This window comes from Methanosarcina sp. (assembly GCF_028693135.1).
GTDB lineage: Archaea > Halobacteriota > Methanosarcinia > Methanosarcinales > Methanosarcinaceae > Methanosarcina.
The window spans coordinates 1-21,681 of sequence record NZ_JAQUVZ010000020.1 but is presented as its reverse complement, the minus strand read 5'-3'; the positions used below and the strand labels follow the sequence as shown (position 1 = coordinate 21,681).

Genomic DNA, 21,681 nt, shown 5'->3' with positions numbered 1-21,681 from the left:
CTCGACGCAGGAGAGCGGCCTTACAAAGAAAAAAATAGAAAAACCCTGATAAAACTCAGAAAGTAAAAACGACTGAGTACATCTGTAATAAACTGGCATATAAAAGTGACCAGGGAAAACGATGACTTTCTTAATTTTCATTCTTTTTCTTCATTCTGTTTCTTTCGACAGACCGCCAGGCAAGCTGGCAAAGCATCCTTTAATGTATGGATTTAATACCGGTTTCTGGGGAGTAAAGGGAAGTATTTCTCGGAAAAGCAAAGGTGTTTTTTTAGTTACTCTACCTGGAATCGCAGAATAAACAAATTACATCACTTGAGGGCTCTCTGTAGAGCTAAAGTAATAAGAAATAGGCACTTTAAAGATTGAAGGGCACTTTAAGATGGTTATGGAGATATAAAGATGACTTTAGTTATTGCTTTTATCGGAAAAAATGGTGCAGTAATGGCCGGAGACATGAGGGAAATTACTTTTGAAGGGGAAAAGTCCAACAGGGAAACACTTGAAAAAGAGCTTTACAACGGTGCAATAGTTACGGACGAGGAGCTGGCAAAAAAGGCAGAGGAGTTGGGGGTAAAAATAACGGTCACGGACTGCAAGAGTAAAGTTTCGGAGAGAAATGGCATTCTGGTAGGGGAAGTATCTTCAGTTGAAGGAGGTGTCGTTAAAAAAAGGAGGCTGTACGCCTCGGCAGGGAACTATGCAATTGTTGAACTCAGGGATGCTGAGATGACACTAACTTCTCAGGGTAAAGGAAGCAATTTCATAGCTTTCGGAAACGAGGTTACAAAGCAGGTAGCCAACAAATGTTTCAAGGATAACTGGACGAAAAAGAGTAAACTTCAGGATGCAGTAAAAATCCTTATGCTCTGTATGGAGACCGCAGCAAAAAAAACGGCTTCCGTGAGCAAGCAGTTCTTTATCGTGCAGACCGCATCGAATTTTGATGTTTTGAAAGTTGTGGAACAGGACAGAAAAGGCTGAAAAGGCTGAAAAGGCTGAAAAGGCTGAAAGGGCTGAAAGGGCTGAAAGGGCTGAATAGGCTGAAAAGGCTGAAAGGGCTGAAAAGGCGGAAAAGGCTGAAAGGGCTGAAAAGGCGGAAAAGGCGGAAAAAGGCGGAAAAAGGCGGAAAAAGGCGGAAAAAGGCGGAAAAAGGCGGAAAAAGGAGAAAAAGCTGGGGGAATCGCCCCACCTTTTTCTGTTCATTCATTTACGAAAAGCTCGACAAATTCGAATTTCGTCACATCAAAGAGGCCCTTATCTCCCAGTTTAAGCTCAGGAATAACCAGAAGCGACATAAATGCAAGAGTCATAAAAGGCGACTTGAGCGATGTTCCCAGTTTTCGGGCTTCTGCATTCAGCAGCAGATACCGGGAAGCCACATATTCCCCATCCCGGGTGCTCATAAGGCCCGCAACCCCAAGTGGAAGATCTAGAAGATTTTCTGCGGTGCCTACAACGATTCCTCCCTTGTTTTCCACCAGGTGGTTGACAGCTTCGACTATATCTTTATCGGTGGCTCCGACTGCAATAATATTGTGGCTGTCGTGGGCAATGCTGCTTGCAATAGCACCTTTTTTCAGGCCTATGTTCTTTATGAAACCGATCTGAGCAGGGTCATCTGCATACCTGCTAAGGACAACCATTTTCAAAATATCCCGTGCCGGGTCTGAAACCAGGTTTCCGTTTTCTATTTTTGGCAGAGCCAGTTCCTGGCCTGTTATAAGTTCTCCGTCCCTGGCAACGATCACCCTGATTTTTCTCCTCGGTTCCCCGGGGTCTCCTGCCGGCACAGCCAGTTTCACGTCGTCAATTGAAATTTTGTTTCTGTTAAAAACATTTTTTGCAGAAATTTGTCCCATTGGAAAAAGAACTTTCCCGTTCTCGTAAACGCATTCTCCATTGATGAAGGTGCTCAGCACATTGAATGATTTAAGATTGTCTACGAGGATGAAATCAGCAGGGTCTCCTTCGCGCAGCAGTCCGACATTGAGCCCGTAATGTTCTACAGGATTGATCACCGCTGCCCTTATCAGGTTATATATGTCAAGTCCTTTTTCCTGTCCGCGCCGGATCAGTTTATCGATATGCCCTTCATGGATCAGAGTATCAGGGTGGGAGTCATCGGTGCAGAGCATAACCGCTTCAGGGTATTCATCTATCAGGGTATACAGGGCTTCAAAATTTCGGGCTGAACTCCCTTCCCGTATCAGGACCTTCATCCCTAGCTTTATTTTCTCAGCTGCTTCTTCATAAGTAAAACACTCGTGGTCTGTGGAAATTCCTGCTCCAATGTATTTCTGCAAGGCGGTTCCTCTTAAGCCGGGTGCGTGCCCGTCAACAACTTTGCCGTACTTTTTAGCTGATTCCAGTTTCGCCATTACCTCGGGAAATTCTGAGATCACGCCCGGGAAATTCATCATCTCGGAAAGATAATACAGGTCCTTTCTTGCCAGTAGTCGGTCCACAGCCGCCGCATCCAGCACCGCTCCTGCTGATTCGAAAGGTGTAGCCGGCACACACGAGGGCACCCCAAAAAAGATTTTAAGGGGGGCTTTTTTTGAATCCTCAAGCATGTAATCAATGCCTTCTTCCCCCATAACGTTTGCAATCTCATGCGGGTCACTGACAACTGCAACCGTGCCTTTTGCAACAGCCATCCGGGCAAAAACCGAAGGCACGGTCATAGAACTTTCTATGTGCACATGAGCATCCACCAGCCCTGGCAGGATGTACTGATCGGTATCGTGTTCCTTTTCTTCAACACGAATGATCTTCCCGTTTTCAACGGTAATCTCACCTTTAAACTGCCGCCTGGAAACGGCGTCAACAATAATCCCCAGGTACTTTTTCATAGAGATTTATTGAAACCACAGATGTATAAATATTTGTATAGTTTTGGAGTCAAGTATTATTTTCAAACTGTATTTTATTCAAACTGTATTGATATCATCCAGATAAACAACATCGTGACATAATTTACTAATTAACTTTTTTTCATGACTTACAACCAGTACTCCGATATTCAGCTCTTTGACTATATCCAGAACGATATTCCAGATTTGAGCCTGGGTAATAGCATCTACCATTGTAGTTATTTCATCAGCGATTAAAAATTTAGTTTCAGGGCTTAAAGCTCTTGCAAGGGCAAACCTTTGAAGTTCCCCTCCGGAAAGCTCATTGGGCCACCGGTTAAACCAGCTCTTTTTTATTCCGAAGGAATCTAAAATATCCTGTGGAACAATATGTCCTTCATTTAAAATGTCTTTCATTTTCCATTTAGGGTTTACAGCTTTTTCCGGGTGTTGAAAGACGAGCTGGACTGGATTATATCCTTTTGAGGGGATTGCTTTTCCGTCGATACTTACATTTCCCTGATAATTATTTTCGTAGCCGGCCAGGATTTTACACAGGGTTGATTTACCGCTTCCACTGTCCCCGATTAGCCCCAGTACCTCTCCACTACCCAGAGATAGATTCACATTATTTAAAATCAAATTGTTTTTTTTATATCCGAAACTTATATTCTCACATTTAAGACACATTATTACACCTCACAACTCCTCCATTGACGCTTTTAAGTTGAGGGATGCCTTTCGAACAAAGCTCATTCTTTTTAGAGCACCTTTCATAAAAAATACATCCGTCAATGACTTCATCCTGCATTGGTTGATGGCCTTTAATTGCCTGGAATTTGTTCTGGGGAAGGGCATTCCAGAGTGCTCTGGTGTATGGGTGCCTTAAATTTTCTCCGTTGTTTTTGAAGTCCTCAACATTGGCTACTTCTAAAACCGTACCTGCATAGAACACTGCAATTTTATCAGAGATTTTTAAGGCAGCTTCGATATCATGAGTTATCAGTATCACTGCACAGCCTCTGTTTGCCATGTCTTTGAAATAACTCAGGGTTTCATTCAAAGTTTTTTCATCCAGGCCCGGAGTTGGTTCATCGGCAATTATGAGCTTTGCAGAGCTCATTACGGCAGTAGAAACCAGAACTCTTCTGGTCATGCCCCCTGATAACTCATGGGGGAACATTCTGTCAACATCTGGTTTTAAATCGTATTTCTGGAAAATGTCTCTCTGGACCTTCTTCATTAAGCCTTCATTTTTCTCTTCAACACATCCTATTACCTGGTTGGAGATCCTCATTAAAGGGTCCAGATAGTTTGTAGATTGAGGAACCAGAGCTATTTCTTTACCCCTGATTTCTTCTTTTTTCTCCGGAGTAAGTTGCTGGCCGTTATATTCCATTTTCCCATCAAGTTTCGCATTTGAAGGTAAAATTCCTAAAATCGCATGAGCCAGAAGACTTTTACCAGACCCGCTCGAGCCAACAACAGCTAAAATTTCGCCGCTGTGAGCTTCTATACTCAAATTGGAGATTACTTTTAACTCAGTTTGTCTAAGTCCGGAAGCATATTGAATGAACGAAAGGGAAATGTTTTCTACTTTTAATAGAGCTTCAGTTTTCTTCTTTTCTTTAGCAGTTGTTTTAGTTTTATTTTCCATATTTCCCATATTTTCCATATTTTCCATATTTCCCATATTTCCCATATTTTCCATATATCCCATAGTCCACACCTTCTAAATCTAATATTTGTACTTACCCTTCAGGCAAAAAATATCTCAACCGATGACCAGTGATATTTACTCGTGTGATATTTACTCGTGAGCATTTTTTGGGTCAATCAGCTTTCCTAAATTTTCTCCGATCATATCAAATGCCAGGACTACAATTAACAGGGATAATCCCGGGAAGAATGCAAGCCACCAGTACCCTGCCGAGAGGTACTTCATAGACTCTGATAAAATTATACCAATTGCCGGTTCGTGAGGTGAAAGTCCAAATCCCAGGAATGTGGCTGAAGCTTCATGCAAAATGGCATGTGGAAACATTAAAATCGTGCCTAAGAATATCTGAGGAATTAAATGGGGAAAGATATGTTTTGTAGCTATCCACCATTTTGATTTCCCAAGATTTCTGGAGATATGGATGTATTCCTGGGTTTTTAACTGCTTTATTTCTGCCCTTACAACTCTTGTTAAGCCTGTCCAATGCGTTAATGCAACTCCAATAATGACTCCTGTTGCTCCCCCTCCGAATCCTATGGAAATAAGGATTATCAAAAGAAGGTGGGGGATTGAAAGGAATAAATCCACTAACCAGGCGATAAAGGAGTCTGCGATCTTTCCTGTACTTGAGAGCAAGCCTAAAATTATAGCCAGTATAGTACTGATTGTAGAAGCAAAAGCTCCAATCATTATGCTTGAACCAAGTCCCTTTAGAGTTCTTATGAACATGTCCCTTCCCATCCAATCTGTCCCAAAGGGATGTTCCGGGGAAGGGTTAAGGTTTTTAGAGCCAAAATTAGTATGTAAGGATTCGTCGCCGAACTCCACGCTAGAAATCACAATTGCAAGCAATAAAAGGGACGTGAAGCCTATAATTAAAAGGGTCTTCTGTCTTAAATTAAATCCTCTGAACACTCCTTTGTTAACTGTTACAACAGCAGTACTCATATTGATGCCTCCTGTTGTTTTATCCTGGGGTCAACAAACTGGTATATAAGATCAGCAATTGCGTTTCCAAAAAAGACAAAGCAAGCACTAACAATAACTATTCCCAAAAGCAGTGGTACGTCAGATCTCAATCCTGCTGCTACTGCAGCCTGTCCAATTCCGGGATAGGAAAATACCTGTTCAACCAGAACTGTTCCTCCAAACAATTCACTGAACCCTAAAAACTGTAGTGTAATAGCTGGAAGTGCAACGTTTCTGATTCCATGCCTTAATACTAGATCCAGTCCTTTTTCCCCTCTTGCCTTTGCAAATAAGACATAATCACTGGATAGAACTTCTATTAATTTTTCCCGGGTAAACAGCGCAATTTGTGCAACTCCTAATAAACTCAAAGTTAGTGCAGGAAGAATTAAACGCAAAAACCAATCCAAAAAGGTCACATTTTCCGCAGTGACCCCTATTGGTACACTTAAACCTATAGGGAACCAGCCTAAATACACAGAAAATACCATTAATAGAATTAGTGCCAGCCAGAAAGTTGGTGTGGCAGCTAAAACATAACAATAAATTTTTATTGTCTTATCTATCCACGTCCCTTTCTTCATTCCCGCTATTATCCCTAAAATGAAACCTAAAATTCCTGAAAACAGCCATGAAGCCGCCATAAGAACAAGGGAAGCTGTGAATCTTTCTTTGATTACATCAGTAACAGGCATTCTATATATCAATGATATTCCAAAGTTTCCTTTAAGCGCATCTCCCGCCCAGTTCAGGAATTTTTCCTGCGGAGGCGTGTTAACTCCCCAATATTCCTCAAGATTGGCTTTGTGCTCTGCACTCACTGGCATTTCTCCAATATATGCTCTAACAGGGTCTATGGGCGAGTATTGAATAAGCATGAAACTTACAAAGCAAACTACAATCAAGAGACTTAGCAACCGAAGTATTTTATTTCCTATGAAGCCCGCTATTTTGTCCTTGTCTAACACACTATCTCCTCATCTCGGAATTATTTTATAATGAATCAATTTTAACTTAGAGACAAATACTACGAATATGTATGAATAATTATGAATAATATGACAAATTTTCATACTATTTTAAGCCGAAATAGGCTGTACCATATTTCTCAGTAATCTTCCCTCAAATTCCAGTCCCGGATAAAAAAGGTAAAAGGAGTAATATTTACAACATCATTTTATTACGATGTTAATATCACTCATTTCAAGTCAAGCTGGTTGCATCTTCAAGTCGAGCTGGTTGCATCTGTCCTTGTCCATTCGTAGATATTTCCTAAAATATCAGACCCAGCGTTTTTTTGTGGAGTTCCTATGTCCAGGGTTTCATCCACAGTATACAGATAATCCATTGTCACCAGCCATAACCACGTTGCATCTCCTGCAGGCCCGTAACCGGTCTTTCCGTCATACGCAGCTAATTGCCAGTATTTTGTAGCCTGGTCCTGGTCCGCAGATCTTAAAGCTGATTCTAAATATCCATCTACAACAGGATTATTGTAAAGTCCCGGATTCTTGTAGGTATCATCTGCTTCTTTACTGTGGTACTGCATGTATAAATTGAAGGTATCTATGCTGCTGTAAGCGTATAAAACGGCTGAACTGTATTGATTGGCATATATTTCATCCCAGTTTGTGCCGACAAGGTCTATTTTTATGCCTAATTTTCTGGCTTGTTCGCTTACAGCTACAGAAAGAGCTTGCCTTGTTTGATCTGCTGAAGAATAGTAGAGTTTAAATTCTGCTTTAGTTCCATCTTTTTCTCGAATCCCATCGCCATCATTGTCTTTCCATCCTGCGTTTTCTAACATTATTTTGGCGTCTTCGAGATTTGAATCGTTTATTTTAGCTTCAGGGTTCCCAAAGTCTCGTTGATCTACTCCTGTGTATTCTACATCCCCCTTTCCATAGATTACTCCGTCAAGTATAGCTTTTCTGTCGATCCCTGTGTTTAAGGCTTTTCGAATTGCCAGATCTGCTGTTACATTATTGCCTATGGGATCTCCCTGCAGACTTAATTCCCCGGTATTATTCTGCATGGGGAATGAAACTCCGAATGCTCTTGAGGAGGGAAGAGACCTTAAATTATATCCATCTACGGTTTGATTTGCATGGTTAATGTCGATTTCAGCCAGGTCTACTTCCCCGGACCTTGCAGCTGCAAATGCCGTTTCTTTATCCAGGAATAACAAAGTTATTTTTTTGAAGAATGGTTTTTTCCCATAGTAATCTTCGTTTAAATTAAATATTGCCTGTTGACCCTTGTCCCACTGTACCAATTTATAAGGTCCCGATCCGATCGGATTGGACCCATAGGTTTCTTCTTTATACGCATGTTCTGGCACAATTCCAACGTATCTGAGTCTCCAGATGAAGCTGGACTGGGGTTCCTTTAATTTGAATTCAACTGCAGTATCATTTATTGCGGCAGCATTTTCAAGATTGCTCATATCCAGCTCTGAATTACTTCCAACTGCGGTATTAAATGTAAATGCTACGTCTTCCGCTGTTAATTTCTCCCCATCCGTGAATTTAACATCATCTCTTATATGTACAGTCCAGGTCTTCCCATCAGGACTAACCGAGTAAGCTGTAGCAAGGTCATCTATTATACTGCCATCATCAGCTGACTTAAAAAGAGTGCTCTGTATCAACGGTTCAAAATTCACATGACCGCATCCCCATCCCAGAAGCGGGTCAAATCCTGCTTTTGGTTCTCCGGTATGCGAATACACATTCACGACTAATTCATCAGAAGCCTGGGGAGCCGAGCTAACCGGCTTACTGGCTGACATGGAAATAAAAATAACTGCTATAAATACAACTACTGCCCCCATCAGGAAATAGGATTGGCTTTTCTTAATTTAAACTCCTCCTCTTTTCTTTATGCTCAGTTTCACACGCTATTCAAAAGAAAAAAATGGGATTTGAAGTCAAAACTCAGCTCCCTGTTTAATTTCCTGTACGTTTCCATTCCAGAATGCTGCCGAAAATATCTGCACCGTGAGGCTGTATTCTGGGAGTTCCTATATCCAGGTCGTCATCCATAATGTAGACATAATTAATGGTTGCCATCCACAGCCATGCAGCATCTCCTTTTTCGGAAAAGCCTGTAGTCCCATCCCAGGCAGCCAGCTGCCAGTTTTCATTAGCAGTGTCCGGATCAAAACTGGTTATAGCCGTTCTCAAGTAGTTGTCCACAGCAGAATTATTGTACATTATTACGTTGTTGTAACTCGAAGGATCGTAGCTCTTGCTGTAGTATCTTAAGTATATGTCAGTCGGGTCCAGCGAACCATAACCGAAGACTACCGGAGTTGAATGAACAAGGGTGTCAATTTCATTCCAGCTTTTACCCTCGACTTTAATGTTTATCCCCAGCTTTCGGGCTTCTTCGGAGATAGAAACAGCTAATGCCTGTCTTTCCTGTGCACTGGAAGAATATAACAAAGTAAATTCGGCTTTTAATCCATTCTTTTCAACAATGCCGTCGCCGTCAGCATCTTCCCAGCCACCTTCAGTTAAGATTTTCTTTGCTGCTTCGAGATTTCCATCCTCAAAAATAGCTTCCTTATTTCCCCAGGGCAATTTATCCACACCTGTAAATTCCTCTTTCCCCTGCCCGTTTAATGCTCCATCGATTAACGCCTGCCTGTCTATCCCGATATTCAGGGCTTTTCTTATTGCAATATCAGAAGTTACATTGTTTCCAATTGCGTAGCCATTTTCAGTTTTCTCACCTGTATTTGCCTGCATCGGGAAGCTTATCCCTCGAGCATCAATAGAGTCAAGAGATACTATTTTCATCCCATCGACTGTTTGTTTGGCAAATGAAGCAGGAATTTCAGCCAGATCAATCTGTCCGGACCGAGCTGCCGCAAAAGCAGCATCAGATGCCATAAAAAGCATGGTTATCTTTTTAAAGTACGGTTCCTGCCCATAATAATCCGGATTTGCTTCAAAGATTACCTGCTGCCCTTTATCCCACTGCACGAACCTGTAAGGGCCCGACCCTATTGGATTTTGACCATAAGATTCATCGTAAGCATGTTCAGGAACAATGCCAATAACTGCGAGTTTATTGATGAAGGTAGCCTGCGGGTCATTTAATTCGAATTCAACGGTATAATCATCGATTGCAGCAGCCTTTTCCAGCATGGATAAATCCACACTCCCACTGGCATCTGCTGCCGTGTTAAAGGTAAATGCCACATCCTTAGCTGTTAAAGGCACTCCGTCATGGAACTTTACGTCGTCCCTTATTGTTACGGTCCACGTTAATCCATCACTGCTAACCGTATAATTTGTAGCTAAATCGTTGATCAGATTTGCACTGCTGTCCTTTTTGAAAAGAGTGCTCTGGACCAGAGGTTCACGGTTATAACCCCAGCCGGTAATCGGGTTAAAGCCAGCTTCCGGTTCTCCACCGTGAGTCCCTACGGCTGTTATCAGTTCATCAGACCCCCGGGAACTTACCGGTTCTTCAGACCCCCTGAATACCATTTCCTCAGAAACCCGGGAAGCCGGATCAGATGATGCAGGATCTGAAGCAGGATCTGAAGCAGGGCTGGACATCGAACTTACAACAACAACAGCCGCCATAATTATGATTATTGAGCCTATGAGCAAATATTGCTGGTTTTTCTTAATCAAAACTCCTCCTCGATTGTTATTAGAGCCAGGAATTCTTTTGACATAAATTCCTGAACCAGTATTGTAATGACTGGAAAGATCCTTTTTGAATAATACGCATATAGCTAAATATACCGCTAATGTGTTACTTTTTAAGTTATAAGTATGATTAGTTGAATAAAACTATTTTACTATAAATACGTTTCTAAAAAAATGTGTTACTAAGATATTTGTTATATACAATTTAGTATTACCAAATATGAGGGTTCATTCTTTTCATGGGTTTTTAATTAGCTGTGGACATCGGATGCTGAAAATAAGTAGAAATTCAGGCAATCAAAAAAAGGATTGGAACTCAAACGCCTGAATATTTTCGCAGTTAATAACAAAAACAAAATTCGCGAGCATATCCACTAAAGCAAGGGTGATACTTAGCAAAATAGGGTTAAATGAAGGCGTATGCAGCCGAAAATATGTATAAAGGAAATGCGTAATGGTATATAATAACGATTATTTGGAGGAACCCAGGATGCCGAAGAACGAAATCGAGGACGAGGAGCACATAGACAGGGACGGCCGGAAATATTACACGGCCAAGCAAAAAGACCCGGACATGAGCGATAAAAGCCGGTTCTGGGTAGGAAGCGAAGGCGCCATATTTACCGATGCCCCTCCGATCACAGAGGAAGACCGGCTGGAAGCGGACCGGCTTTGGAACCTTATAACCCAGCCCGGAACCAGCAAAGGAATCCCGGACCCGAAGCAGGGCCACGAAAAGCACAAAAAACACTAAATTCGCGAGCAAGATCCACTTAAAAAGGTTTGCTAGTCGGCATAAGACCGATAGAGGATTAATTTGAGCCTTCTTCTTTTTTAGCCATAAATAAATCTAAAAATATTTAGTATGAAAAAGAGTTTCAGGATATTATACATATGAGATACCATGAAAAGAGGACAAAAAGCCTGGACATTTTGTTCACAAAATTCTCCAAAACCCAGGGTGCCTGAAAATGTAAAGGAAGAGGTGGAAACGAAAGCTAATGAACTTGTTGAATCGTTTCTAAAGCCTGAACACATCAAGCCTCCACCTGAGGATATGCGTTTCAATTATGTTGTGGACATTTATACGAAGTGGTACCACAGTTCCTTTTACTTTTGTGCGAAGTACGCTTGTCCGGACCCACTGGCTGTGTCCCCATTTTTTGAAATAAAGTTTGCCCGCATGGAATATGTCGGAGATGGTCTTTTCAATCTTTCATATATGAGACACACAAAGAAATGGTTTGAAATTTTTCAAGGCTTATCCGTAGATGAATGTTTAGAGACGATCAGGGATTTTCCCCACTTCCTGCCATGAAGTAAAGGTTCTTCCACTGCTCATCGGTTAAGGAAGTTTCTTGCCTGTGTGTTACCAGTTGATTTACCAGTTGATTTCTGGACAAAAACCCCAAAACCTGAAATAGGGTGATTAAAGTATATTCAGTGGTGAATAATTTATGGAAGACACTTTCAAGAAGGTTTACCAGATAAAGCTTTCAATGAAGGGTATTGTCCCTCAGATCTGGCGGAGAATCCAGGTGCCGGAAAATTATACTTTCCTGGACCTTCATAATGCTATTCAGGCTGTAATGAATTGGGACGACTACCATTTGCACGAATTCGAAATGAAAAATCCAAAGACAGGAGCGCCTGTAAAAATTGGGGCTGAAGATGAAGGTTACGAACATTTCAGTGATACGTTGCTGCTTTTGCCCGAGGAGAAAGTTAAACTCTCTAAATTATTCACACTGGAAAATAAGGCTGCTCTGTACACCTACGATTTCGGAGATGACTGGCAGGTAAAAGTCCGGCTTGAAAAAATCCTCCCGAGAGCAGAAGGGGTGGAGTATCCTGTCTGCACTGCCGGAAAAAGAGCAGGTGTTCCTGAAGACATCGGAGGGATATGGGGCTATGAAGATATACTGGAGATCCTGAAGGACCCGGACCATGAGGAATATGAAGACAACGTGGCATGGCTGGGGGAAGATTTTGATCCCGAATACTTTGATCCAAAGGATGTTTCGTTCTGAAGCTGAGAACTTCGAAGCTTCCAATAAAAATATATAATTCTAAAAAAGGACAAAATGTCGATTCTGAATTACTCCTCATAAAACAAAGGAACTGACCAAAATGTCAAAGAAAATTGGTAGAAATGATCCGTGCCCATGTGGTTCAGGCAAAAAATATAAAAATTGTTGTTTAGGTCGCAAAGTAGCCACTACAAATCAAATCACTTCAAAACCCGAAAAACCAGGTGTTAGTCGGTTAGCAATTATGAAATTTCAACAGAAATTACAAGAGAAGCCTGAAGAATTGGAAAAAATTGGCAAAGAAATTGGAAAATATTCTAATGACAAGGATATATGCTTCAAGGATTTCATTCTAGGAGGCTGGACTCTTAAAAAAGTAAGAAAGATGAGCACTTCGGATATAATTGAAAAATTGGAATCAATGAATATCGATTTCGAAATAGAACGCTTCAAAAAACAGGCTCAAAATTATATCTCCGCAATTCAGTTAGCAGAAGATCATTATTACACACAGAATTTTCAGGCACCGGGCCAGGATGAAGATTTCATCTGGTTAGCAATAATGGAATTATGGAACCGGATTATTCCGGAAAAATTCAATATTGAAATGATTGATGATTTTATTCAAGATGGCTATGAAGACTTTGATAAGCAGGATTCCAGAAGTGGAATAGAAAAGTGGGAAAAAGCGTGGAACATGATAATGAGTATTGTTCCCCCTCATATAAAATCCGTTAAGGATGCTGATAAATTCATTTCCGGCCTATCACAAAGTATTTTTAATTGGTGTAAGTATTTTGGAATGGAGTTAGCTAAAGCAGCGGTGGAAGATGACTCTTTTCATATGAAGAGGATAAAATACTGCCAGGATTTCTGCCGGATTTTCCCTGATTCAGATAAGTCAATTATAAAAAATATGCTCAGCGCAGAAGCTGAATCCTATACTAAGCTTGGAGATCTGGAAACAGCAAAAAAACTATCCCAGGGATAAATTAAGTAGTTTCCGAACAATTTCTGCGATTATTACTCTACTTTCTTTGCTGAAAAGGTAGAACTGTCTCCCCGATGAATTCTAAACTCGCCTTCGAGTTCACCTTTTTCTTTTATTCTGACCCAACCACTGCCAAAGACAGGGTCGCATTCATCATTTCCTTCCCAGGTGAATTCAAATCGTTTGCCATCAGCATAATCAACGATCTTCCCATCTATTTCCCCACAAACAAGACAAAATTGAAAAAACCCGTTGTTGTCTGGCTCTAGCTTTATATGAGCCTGAACTTCCATATTGAAATAGTCCTCATCCCATAGTTCCATCTCATAAATGAGCCAGGTTCCCGTGAAGTCCGTATCTTTGACTTTACTTCCTTGCATGATAAGTATGCTATGCAATATCATTAATTTGAAGTTTTCTGAGATCCAGTGAAACAGGGATTGAAATCTGGCTGTACAATTTCAGTGATTTGCTTTGTGATATTTGCGAGCAGGATTCATTGAAACAAAGATTGAAACTGTATGCTATTGAAACAGGTCACATGCAAACCAATATTGACCACGAAAGCGCCTGAATTAGATATCTACTTTAACAGTTTTAAAAACAAAAGTTTAATAGGAAGAAAAGCATATGTCCAGATGTTTCCAAACCATCAAAAACCCTGATTTTCTTGTATTTATAAAGGGTTTGATAATTTTCCAGCAAGAATTTTAGCCCCGAAAAAGGGCTCATTTTAAGCCTTTTCTGGCCAAACGCCGGAAATTTTTGCCCTATTCGCGAGCAAGATCCACTAAAACAAGGATTGAAACTTATGACTTCGCAAAGACCTGCAAGTGTGGATACTATTCGCGAGCAAGATCCACTAAAACAAGGATTGAAACATACAAAACTTACATTGTACGGGGTATTGAGGGATTTATTCGCGAGCAAGATCCACTAAAACAAGGATTGAAACGCTAAACATGTATCCAGGGCGTTCAAAAACTTTTATTCGCGAGCAAGATCCACTAAAACAAGGATTGAAACCCTCATATAGTTTTAGAAGGTGATTAACCATAGATATCATCCAAACCACATTCGCGAGCAAGATCCACTAAAACAAGGATTGAAACATCAATTTTGGAATAGAATCGACATCGGCTCCCCTAAATTCGCGAGCAAGATCCACTAAAACAAGGATTGAAACTCAAATTCGTCGTCAGTGAATGTTTCGTTTAACGTTTTCATATTCGCGAGCAAGATCCACTAAAACAAGGATTGAAACTTGGATCAAGATGAATGGAAGGAGATTCCCGGTAGAATTCGCGAGCAAGATCCACTAAAACAAGGATTGAAACATGCCCGTACGACTGTGAGAAATGTCCATATGGATATTCGCGAGCAAGATCCACTAAAACAAGGATTGAAACCCCGATTGCTTTTTAGTCTGTTTTGTAATTTGACACATTCGCGAGCAAGATCCACTAAAACAAGGATTGAAACTATTGCTCTCCTATAATACACACTTGTTAAAAAATTCGCGAGCAAGATCCACTAAAACAAGGATTGAAACAATCCTAAAGCTTCAACAAATTCTCTGGTATTATAATTCGCGAGCAAGATCCACTAAAACAAGGATTGAAACTGATGAATTGGCATATAAATCATATCATCAAAAATTCGCGAGCAAGATCCACTAAAACAAGGATTGAAACTTTTGCATATGTTCACCCCTAAAGTGCATTAGCTATATTCGCGAGCAAGATCCACTAAAACAAGGATTGAAACCATACCCTTCATATCAAATTATTACAAATAGTCCTAAATTCGCGAGCAAGATCCACTAAAACAAGGATTGAAACCTGTATACACGTCATACGTAACGCATTACATATAAAATTCGCGAGCAAGATCCACTAAAACAAGGATTGAAACTTTTTTCAATCTGTTCGCTCGCTCCACTTTCCAAAAATTCGCGAGCAAGATCCACTAAAACAAGGATTGAAACTACAATGAGAGGCATTTCTTCGTCGCCGTCGCATCTAATTCGCGAGCAAGATCCACTAAAACAAGGATTGAAACTTCTGTCTCTTGATCGCTTTCCTATCGGGCTTATTTATTCGCGAGCAAGATCCACTAAAACAAGGATTGAAACTGTAGAGCTTCAACGCTTGCATGATAATCCAGATTATTCGCGAGCAAGATCCACTAAAACAAGGATTGAAACAAAAAGCGGTATCTATTATCCTCATCTACAAACGTATTCGCGAGCAAGATCCACTAAAACAAGGATTGAAACGTTGCCACGCAATCATTGACCTGGGCAATGGAAATTCGCGAGCAAGATCCACTAAAACAAGGATTGAAACTTTAAGTTCAGGATTCCTAATTCAGTCTCGTAATCATTCGCGAGCAAGATCCACTAAAACAAGGATTGAAACGTTTGATTGTGAGAATCGGCAGGCAGTCCCTTATGAATTCGCGAGCAAGATCCACTAAAACAAGGATTGAAACTATATTTCGTATTCAAATTCGTGTTGATCTTTAAATATTCGCGAGCAAGATCCACTAAAACAAGGATTGAAACCACCGATACAGCAAAACAGAAAAATAACCAGGAACATTCGCGAGCAAGATCCACTAAAACAAGGATTGAAACTATTTTCAGGAATATAACGAGAAATATAATTCCTATTCGCGAGCAAGATCCACTAAAACAAGGATTGAAACGGAAGTTCAGGACCGCGACTCCTGAAAAAAACCGAGGATTCGCGAGCAAGATCCACTAAAACAAGGATTGAAACTTAAAAGCGCAGGAACGTAGAGTCGAACATCTTTTATTCGCGAGCAAGATCCACTAAAACAAGGATTGAAACCTATTCTAACGCTAAAAAGCTTTTCTGTCTCTAAATATTCGCGAGCAAGATCCACTAAAACAAGGATTGAAACCATAATAAAACCTCGTGGTGGACTTCTAAGACAACTTATTCGCGAGCAAGATCCACTAAAACAAGGATTGAAACTTTTTATTCAATGTATGAGTATTCGTTCAATCAGTAATTCGCGAGCAAGATCCACTAAAACAAGGATTGAAACTAGTGTTCATAATCACACCTTCACGAACACTTCGCATTCGCGAGCAAAATCCACTAAAACAAGGATTGAAACTAACCCATATAAATGCGTAATGTCATTCCATCTGATTCGCGAGCAAGATCCACTAAAACAAGGATTGAAACCAAATTCATCTGATTTTATTATGTTCTCCCCTGGGAATTCGCGAGCAAGATCCACTAAAACAAGGATTGAAACTATAAATCAGAATGTTTTATGTATAAACTAGACTTATTCGCGAGCAAGATCCACTAAAACCAGAATTTAAACTTAACATGAAGTGCAGGCAAGTCAAAGAAATAATGTTGCAAATGATTTTGCTATATACTGGAGCTAAGAACTCCGAAGCCTCCAATAAAAATATATAACTCTAACATAGATTACTAAATCATAGAAAAGAAGGTATTTAATATGGCAAAACCCATCGAGCTCGGGCTTGTTCTTGAAGGAGAAGATGCAAAGGAGTTCTTCAGGAACGAAAAAAATCCTGTAGTTTCAAAGAAACTGGTAGGTATGTTCAAGCGTGCAAAGGAAATAAATGAGAAAAACAGGTTTTAAGCTTGAACTCTATAATTCCGGACTCTGAACTTCATACAATAACCCTTAATAAAAATCACGATCTTTCTCTTTTAGTTGTTTGAGTCAGGAATTGAATGATTTTCTTAAAAACATTAGGACAAAAGGATTCTTGCATTTTTCAAAGTTTTTCTTTGCTGAAATAGGCAGCGTAGATTTTTCCTTCGTCAGTCAGGGTCCAGATTTTTACTCCGCATTTTCCACCGGCAGGTTCTCCCCTCTTTATTGCTCCTCTCCGGCTGGAAAGAAGCCCGGAAAATTCCAGGGTCTTGAGGTTTGGAGTAATGGTCTGAGGTGTTACTCCGAGGTGGTTTGCTATGTTTTTGCTTATGAAGGGCCTTAATTTTTCATCGTCGCATTGTTCGAGGGGTTTGTTCAGCTTCTTTTCTTCCTGCATCAGGTAGGAGAGGATCTTTTTTCCCTGTTTCCCTATTTTTTCGAAATAGCCGGAGTCTGGCATGGGGAGTTCAAGTTTGATGCTCCAGTTTCCTTTTTCCTGGATAACGAAAGCTTTGCACCGGCACATGCCAGCAGCACTCATGGCTGCAAGAGAGAGGATTTTTGTGCCGCCTGTGACGTTTAAAACAACTTCAACATCTTCGGGCTGGGCATAGATCAACTCGATTATCGTTATGAGGCATTCTTTGAAATTAAAAGGGTCTACTTCGCAGGTTTCGACGCTTATACCAAAACCGTCAAGAAGTTTTTCAAGTTCTAAAGCTTTTTCAGGAGGATTTACAATTTCCGTACCTTCTTTGATTTCAGATTCCGGATAAAGCCTGTTTAAGGGCTTTCCGGCAACTAGCAGGACCTTATCTACATTTTCCATCAGCCGGACTCCCAGTTTTACGATGTCTCCCGACCCTCCAAGAGTTGCGATCATTACTGCCATAGTTTTTCTTTCCTCGCTTTTCCTTCTTCTTTCCTGTTACTTTTTCTCATACAGTCCAGGTCATTCAGCAATAAATAAGCATTCTTTTTCTGCGTACGTTTGAATGTTGAAGTTTTTCCCAATTACAAGCCTTTTTTCCAGACAGGTTGTGCAAACCGGTGAAAGGAGAACAGAATCTTCTTCAGTCCCTTCTTCATGGTCCAGAACCTGTTCGATTTCTTCTGCCAGATCACTCATCTTTTCCGGGTCCAGTTCCCCGAAAAATACGCTTTTCTGGAACCTGTAGAGCCCAAAATCCAGGCACTTTTCCGAGACTTTGTTCCGGAGGTTGTTATCGGTTATATCGTAGACGAGCCACAAAAACATATTACCTCCAGTACACAAAAGGAGCATAGTTGCTGCTTTCTCCGGTCAGGTATTTTGCAACCCCTCTCGCCTGCTGCAGGATCAGGCTGGAAAAAGAGTGCCTGAGGTCCCGGTAGTTTACGACTTTTGCCAGCCTTTCCGAGACTGCTTCCAGGGTTTTGTGCCTTCCGGACCGGTTCAGGTAAAAACCGCCTTCAACAGGCTTGAGGTAATTTTCTGTGACAATCTTTTTTGAGACAAGGTTGAGTACAGCCCTGTCCACAACCGGCTGCCGGAATTCTTCTATCAAATCAAGGACCATTGAAGGTTTTCCCGGCATGTCGGTATGAAGAAAGCCCATGTAAGGATTGAGGCCTGAGAGTATGCAGGCTTTTTCCACTTCGGTATAGAGGATTCCGTACCCGTAACTGAGCATTGAGTTGAAAAGGTCTCCAGGGGGCTGTTTTGTGCGTGTTCCTGAGTACACAGCTTCGGGTATAATGTTTGAAAGAGCCTGAAAATAAACCCTTGAAGCCTCTCCCTCAATACCGAAAAGGCTGTTCCTTGCCTCCTCGATATAACCCCATTCTTCAGCCAGCTCCTTTATTCTTTCGGACAGGGACATGATCCTTTCTGCACTTATCATCAAAGGCTCGTTGCTTCTGTTTCTTGCGAAGCTTTTTAAAAAATAAGCCTGGTTCCTCATCTTGGCCCCGATCATAGAACTCATAAGAAAAACCCCCTTTTCGTTATCATATGCCCTTACCTGCCAGCGCTGGATTGAGGCAGAGTTTTCCTGCTCACAGGAGTAAGTTCTCGCAAAAGGCATCCCCATCCTGTTAAGGTAAACTATGTCTATCCCCTTTTTAACCGCAAGCTCTATCGCATCAGCCGTAACCGCGGCTCCCGTGTAAATAAGGATCTGTGAGACCTTATCTGCCGAAAACCCCTTTTTTAGCAGCTTTTCAGTCTTGTCCACGAAGATAAATCGGTTGCTCTTCTTATGTATATAAGTCCCGTATTCATCAACAATCAGGCGAATCCAGAATTACCCCCTTATGTATTGATTTGTTCCATATTCTTTTAAGCCTACGAACCTACAAATAGTATTTCGCGAAGAATTCGGAAAAAATCCGAATTCTGGAAGTTGGTTCTCCCGTTTTCCTCCGGAATCACGCTTTAGCTCAACTTTACAAACTAATTTACAGAAAAACGATATCAATACCAACATTACAAACTACTGTTTTGAATTACTACAAAAGAAACCTCCATTTTTCTGCTCGACCTGATAATCGAAAAACACATTATAGAGGCAGAGTAAAACATTTAAATAAAATTTTAGACTTGCTGCTCACCTCCACTCTCTTAATAATATCTTTCTAATGACCATATGTATTCATTATAAAAAAAATAATATCAATATCGGGCAGGTAAAAATGCAAAAGTTTATAACTTGCTGCTCCTTATATACCCTGTAGCTATATGTCGACCAGCAAATTTTGTTAACCAAAACGAAAACAGGTAAATTTCAAATATTATACAGTTCAAGCAAAAAACAATTTGCATGATGCTGATTCTCATATTCGAAATTGCTTAGAAATTAGCTGGAAATAAGGGAAAACGACCCTGTCGAGAAGTAGCTTCCACTAAAACAAGGATTGAAACTTTCACTCCTGTTATATTTGGAGAGGGCCTTTCTTGTCGAGAAGTAGCTTCCACTAAAACAAGGATTGAAACCATAGATTACTACATCGGCTGCATATCCAGGCCATAAGTCGAGAAGTAGCTTCCACTAAAACAAGGATTGAAACATGATAAGATTCCGAGGAAGCTGGCTCTGGAAACTCTTGTCGAGAAGTAGCTTCCACTAAAACAAGGATTGAAACTAATTATTGTTCTATCATAATCGTTTCTTCTCATTTTGTCGAGAAGTAGCTTCCACTAAAACAAGGATTGAAACAATATTTCTTTTGCCATATAACTTTCTCCCTTTTATAGTCGAGAAGTAGCTTCCACTAAAACAAGGATTGAAACTCCATTGTCTTAACATGCTGTATCAGATTGTCAGGTATGTATCGAGAAGTAGCTTCCACTAAAACAAGGATTGAAACCATATAGTTTTTCAATTCTCCTTATGCCAGCTTATCGAGAAGTAGCTTCCACTAAAACAAGGATTGAAACCTCCATACCCTTGAGTGGCTTCTATGACGATTCGAAGTAATCGAGAAGTAGCTTCCACTAAAACAAGGATTGAAACAATAAACAACGTTTACGATATCTGACAGACTACCGATCGAGAAGTAGCTTCCACTAAAACAAGGATTGAAACACAAACCTTTTTTACAGGACATTGTCATGTATGACACATCGAGAAGTAGCTTCCACTAAAACAAGGATTGAAACCGGTTATCCATGCATTTCCACACCACTGTACTGATTATCGAGAAGTAGCTTCCACTAAAACAAGGATTGAAACGTAATTAATGTTCTCACTTCCTAATTCTTTTTCTTTTATCGAGAAGTAGCTTCCACTAAAACAAGTATCTAGACCCTCAAATTCGGAAAAAAGCCGAATTCTTCGCGGCTAAGTATATCAGGTTCTGTAGATGATTAAAAATTAAGAATCATTTACGGAGGCATCTGATATTCAGAACCAAAATCTAGCCAAGATTCAACTGAAACTGTACAACAAAGCGAAAAGGAACCCTGGTAAACGGTTCAAGAAGCTTAAAAAACTGCTTTTGAAAGACGAGGTCCTGTACACTGCCTGGAAGAACCTCAACAGAAACACAAAGGGTACAGGTGTGGATTCCCTTACTATCCAGCAGGTAGAGGCTTCTGGGGTTGAAAATTTCATCCAGGCAGTAAAGAAAGAGCTTGAAAAAAATCGGTATGCTGCTGACGAAGTCCGAAGAGTCGAAATCCCTAAACGAAACGGGGAGACAAGGCAACTTGGAATCCTGACCGTAAAAGACCGGCTGGTGCAGGGAGCTGTAAAACTTATACTTGAGCCTATTTTTGAAGCTGATTTTGAAGACTGTTCTTATGGGTACCGGGCTTACAGGTCTGCAAAACTTGCCAGCCTTGAAGTTTACAAATGGCTTGAGACCGGAAGCACTCATTATTTGAAAGGAGATGTTGAGAACTGTTTTGACAGCATCCCCCATGATAAGCTCATGAAGGTCCTCAAAACAAGGATTGAAGACAAACTGATACTTTCCCTTATCGAGGACTGGCTTAAAAAAGGATCAGTTGAAAGCGGTTCCGGAAAATCTTCGAAAAAAGGGCTGCTCCAGGGTGGGATAATCTCACCTCTTCTCGTAAACTTCTATCTGGACCAGTTCGACAACCAGTGGGCTGAAATCGGGCTCAAGAATGTTGAAGGGGACTCAGTAGAGCACCTTGTACGTTTTGCAGATGATTGTGCGCCACGAAAGCGCACTCATGCGACAGTTCCTGTCGCATGAACTGTAGCTATGCTGCACAGAAGATGATGGTAGGCCCCTCGGACTCGCTATACAGGTAGAGATTCCAAACCACCAT

Annotated in this window: 18 protein-coding genes and 2 CRISPR repeat arrays; of the genes, 7 read left to right on the top strand and 11 right to left on the bottom strand. The window is 40.8% G+C overall.

Going from position 1 to position 21,681, the window contains the following annotated elements:
• Positions 1-402 precede the first annotated feature (402 nt).
• A complete protein-coding gene (locus PHF18_RS10570; protein ID WP_300102299.1) occupies positions 403-984 on the top strand; it encodes a DUF2121 domain-containing protein in 582 nt (193 codons plus the stop codon).
• 218 nt (positions 985-1,202) lie between these two features.
• Here PHF18_RS10570 and ade read toward each other — a convergent pair whose 3' ends face one another.
• From ade to PHF18_RS10535, 7 genes are all read right to left on the bottom strand, one after another.
• Positions 1,203-2,855 carry an adenine deaminase gene (gene ade, locus PHF18_RS10565; protein WP_300102296.1) on the bottom strand — a complete coding sequence of 551 codons (1,653 nt, stop codon included), beginning with the start codon at positions 2,853-2,855 and terminating at the stop codon, positions 1,203-1,205.
• A 78-nt stretch (positions 2,856-2,933) separates the two neighbouring features.
• On the bottom strand, positions 2,934-3,482 hold the full coding sequence (locus PHF18_RS10560) for an ABC transporter ATP-binding protein (RefSeq protein WP_300102293.1): 549 nt from the start codon (positions 3,480-3,482) through the stop codon (positions 2,934-2,936).
• A gap of 52 nt (positions 3,483-3,534) precedes the next feature.
• Positions 3,535-4,575: an ABC transporter ATP-binding protein gene (locus PHF18_RS10555; RefSeq protein WP_300102290.1), complete on the bottom strand. Its 1,041-nt coding sequence runs from the start codon at positions 4,573-4,575 to the stop codon at positions 3,535-3,537.
• 90 nt (positions 4,576-4,665) lie between these two features.
• On the bottom strand, positions 4,666-5,523 hold the full coding sequence (locus PHF18_RS10550) for an ABC transporter permease (RefSeq protein ID WP_300102287.1): 858 nt from the start codon (positions 5,521-5,523) through the stop codon (positions 4,666-4,668).
• Entirely contained in the window at positions 5,520-6,512 is a 993-nt protein-coding gene (locus PHF18_RS10545) for an ABC transporter permease (protein WP_300102284.1), read from the bottom strand. Before PHF18_RS10545 ends, PHF18_RS10550 begins: the two co-directional genes overlap by 4 nt.
• A gap of 257 nt (positions 6,513-6,769) precedes the next feature.
• A complete protein-coding gene (locus PHF18_RS10540) occupies positions 6,770-8,209 on the bottom strand; it encodes an ABC transporter substrate-binding protein (RefSeq protein WP_300102281.1) in 1,440 nt (479 codons plus the stop codon).
• A gap of 283 nt (positions 8,210-8,492) precedes the next feature.
• Positions 8,493-10,115, bottom strand: a complete 1,623-nt coding sequence (locus tag PHF18_RS10535; protein WP_300102398.1) for an ABC transporter substrate-binding protein — start codon at positions 10,113-10,115, stop codon at positions 8,493-8,495.
• Between the two features lie 586 nt (positions 10,116-10,701).
• On the opposite strand from PHF18_RS10535, the gene PHF18_RS10530 reads away from it, so the two are divergent.
• The 4 genes from PHF18_RS10530 to PHF18_RS10515 all read left to right on the top strand — a co-directional run bounded on the left by PHF18_RS10530 (position 10,702) and on the right by PHF18_RS10515 (position 13,232).
• On the top strand, positions 10,702-10,965 hold the full coding sequence (locus PHF18_RS10530; RefSeq protein WP_300102278.1) for a hypothetical protein: 264 nt from the start codon (positions 10,702-10,704) through the stop codon (positions 10,963-10,965).
• Positions 10,966-11,115: 150 nt separating this feature from the next.
• Positions 11,116-11,529 (top strand): hypothetical protein, encoded by a 414-nt coding sequence (locus tag PHF18_RS10525; RefSeq protein ID WP_300102274.1) that lies wholly within the window; start codon positions 11,116-11,118, stop codon positions 11,527-11,529.
• Between the two features lie 139 nt (positions 11,530-11,668).
• Complete coding sequence (locus tag PHF18_RS10520; RefSeq protein WP_300102271.1) at positions 11,669-12,241, top strand: plasmid pRiA4b ORF-3 family protein; 573 nt, start codon at positions 11,669-11,671, stop codon at positions 12,239-12,241.
• A gap of 100 nt (positions 12,242-12,341) precedes the next feature.
• On the top strand, positions 12,342-13,232 hold the full coding sequence (locus PHF18_RS10515; RefSeq protein ID WP_300102267.1) for an SEC-C metal-binding domain-containing protein: 891 nt from the start codon (positions 12,342-12,344) through the stop codon (positions 13,230-13,232).
• Positions 13,233-13,264: 32 nt separating this feature from the next.
• On the opposite strand, the gene PHF18_RS10510 is transcribed toward PHF18_RS10515, so the two are convergent.
• The gene (locus PHF18_RS10510; RefSeq protein WP_300102265.1) at positions 13,265-13,612 is read right to left on the bottom strand and encodes a hypothetical protein; all 348 of its coding nucleotides are present in this window, start codon (positions 13,610-13,612) and stop codon (positions 13,265-13,267) included.
• 391 nt (positions 13,613-14,003) lie between these two features.
• Positions 14,004-16,595: direct repeats of the CRISPR family, unit length 37 nt; unit sequence ATTCGCGAGCAAGATCCACTAAAACAAGGATTGAAAC.
• A 141-nt stretch (positions 16,596-16,736) separates the two neighbouring features.
• Between PHF18_RS10510 and PHF18_RS10505 the strand changes: the two genes are divergently transcribed.
• Positions 16,737-16,883, top strand: a complete 147-nt coding sequence (locus PHF18_RS10505; RefSeq protein WP_300102262.1) for a hypothetical protein — start codon at positions 16,737-16,739, stop codon at positions 16,881-16,883.
• A 139-nt stretch (positions 16,884-17,022) separates the two neighbouring features.
• Here the strand turns inward: PHF18_RS10505 and PHF18_RS10500 are convergent, their stop codons facing one another.
• From PHF18_RS10500 to cas1, 3 genes are read right to left on the bottom strand one after another with little or no spacing between them, the layout of a single operon-like run.
• Positions 17,023-17,793, bottom strand: coding sequence for a DUF6293 family protein (locus PHF18_RS10500; protein ID WP_300102259.1), 771 nt, complete (start codon positions 17,791-17,793; stop codon positions 17,023-17,025).
• 60 nt (positions 17,794-17,853) lie between these two features.
• The gene (gene cas2, locus PHF18_RS10495; protein WP_300102256.1) at positions 17,854-18,159 is read right to left on the bottom strand and encodes a CRISPR-associated endonuclease Cas2; all 306 of its coding nucleotides are present in this window, start codon (positions 18,157-18,159) and stop codon (positions 17,854-17,856) included.
• A 1-nt stretch (position 18,160) separates the two neighbouring features.
• On the bottom strand, positions 18,161-19,171 hold the full coding sequence (gene cas1, locus PHF18_RS10490; RefSeq protein ID WP_300102395.1) for a CRISPR-associated endonuclease Cas1: 1,011 nt from the start codon (positions 19,169-19,171) through the stop codon (positions 18,161-18,163).
• A gap of 596 nt (positions 19,172-19,767) precedes the next feature.
• Positions 19,768-20,688: direct repeats of the CRISPR family, unit length 36 nt; unit sequence TCGAGAAGTAGCTTCCACTAAAACAAGGATTGAAAC.
• A gap of 191 nt (positions 20,689-20,879) precedes the next feature.
• Here cas1 and PHF18_RS10485 point away from each other — a divergent pair.
• Positions 20,880-21,605: a reverse transcriptase domain-containing protein gene (locus PHF18_RS10485; RefSeq protein ID WP_300102253.1), complete on the top strand. Its 726-nt coding sequence runs from the start codon at positions 20,880-20,882 to the stop codon at positions 21,603-21,605.
• The last annotated feature ends 76 nt before the right edge of the window (positions 21,606-21,681 follow it).

Bases quoted from the DNA above. Each gene is read 5' to 3' on its own strand.
- PHF18_RS10570 (WP_300102299.1), top strand. From the start codon at position 403: ATGACTTTAGTTATTGCTTTTATCGGAAAAAATGGTGCAGTAATGGCC.
- ade (WP_300102296.1), bottom strand. From the start codon at position 2,855: ATGAAAAAGTACCTGGGGATTATTGTTGACGCCGTTTCCAGGCGGCAG.
- PHF18_RS10555 (WP_300102290.1), bottom strand. From the start codon at position 4,575: ATGGGATATATGGAAAATATGGGAAATATGGGAAATATGGAAAATATG.
- PHF18_RS10550 (WP_300102287.1), bottom strand. From the start codon at position 5,523: ATGAGTACTGCTGTTGTAACAGTTAACAAAGGAGTGTTCAGAGGATTT.
- PHF18_RS10535 (WP_300102398.1), bottom strand. From the start codon at position 10,115: ATGTCCAGCCCTGCTTCAGATCCTGCTTCAGATCCTGCATCATCTGAT.
- PHF18_RS10530 (WP_300102278.1), top strand. From the start codon at position 10,702: ATGCCGAAGAACGAAATCGAGGACGAGGAGCACATAGACAGGGACGGC.
- PHF18_RS10525 (WP_300102274.1), top strand. From the start codon at position 11,116: ATGAAAAGAGGACAAAAAGCCTGGACATTTTGTTCACAAAATTCTCCA.
- PHF18_RS10520 (WP_300102271.1), top strand. From the start codon at position 11,669: ATGGAAGACACTTTCAAGAAGGTTTACCAGATAAAGCTTTCAATGAAG.
- PHF18_RS10515 (WP_300102267.1), top strand. From the start codon at position 12,342: ATGTCAAAGAAAATTGGTAGAAATGATCCGTGCCCATGTGGTTCAGGC.
- PHF18_RS10510 (WP_300102265.1), bottom strand. From the start codon at position 13,612: ATGCAAGGAAGTAAAGTCAAAGATACGGACTTCACGGGAACCTGGCTC.
- PHF18_RS10505 (WP_300102262.1), top strand. From the start codon at position 16,737: ATGGCAAAACCCATCGAGCTCGGGCTTGTTCTTGAAGGAGAAGATGCA.
- PHF18_RS10500 (WP_300102259.1), bottom strand. From the start codon at position 17,793: ATGGCAGTAATGATCGCAACTCTTGGAGGGTCGGGAGACATCGTAAAA.
- cas2 (WP_300102256.1), bottom strand. From the start codon at position 18,159: ATGTTTTTGTGGCTCGTCTACGATATAACCGATAACAACCTCCGGAAC.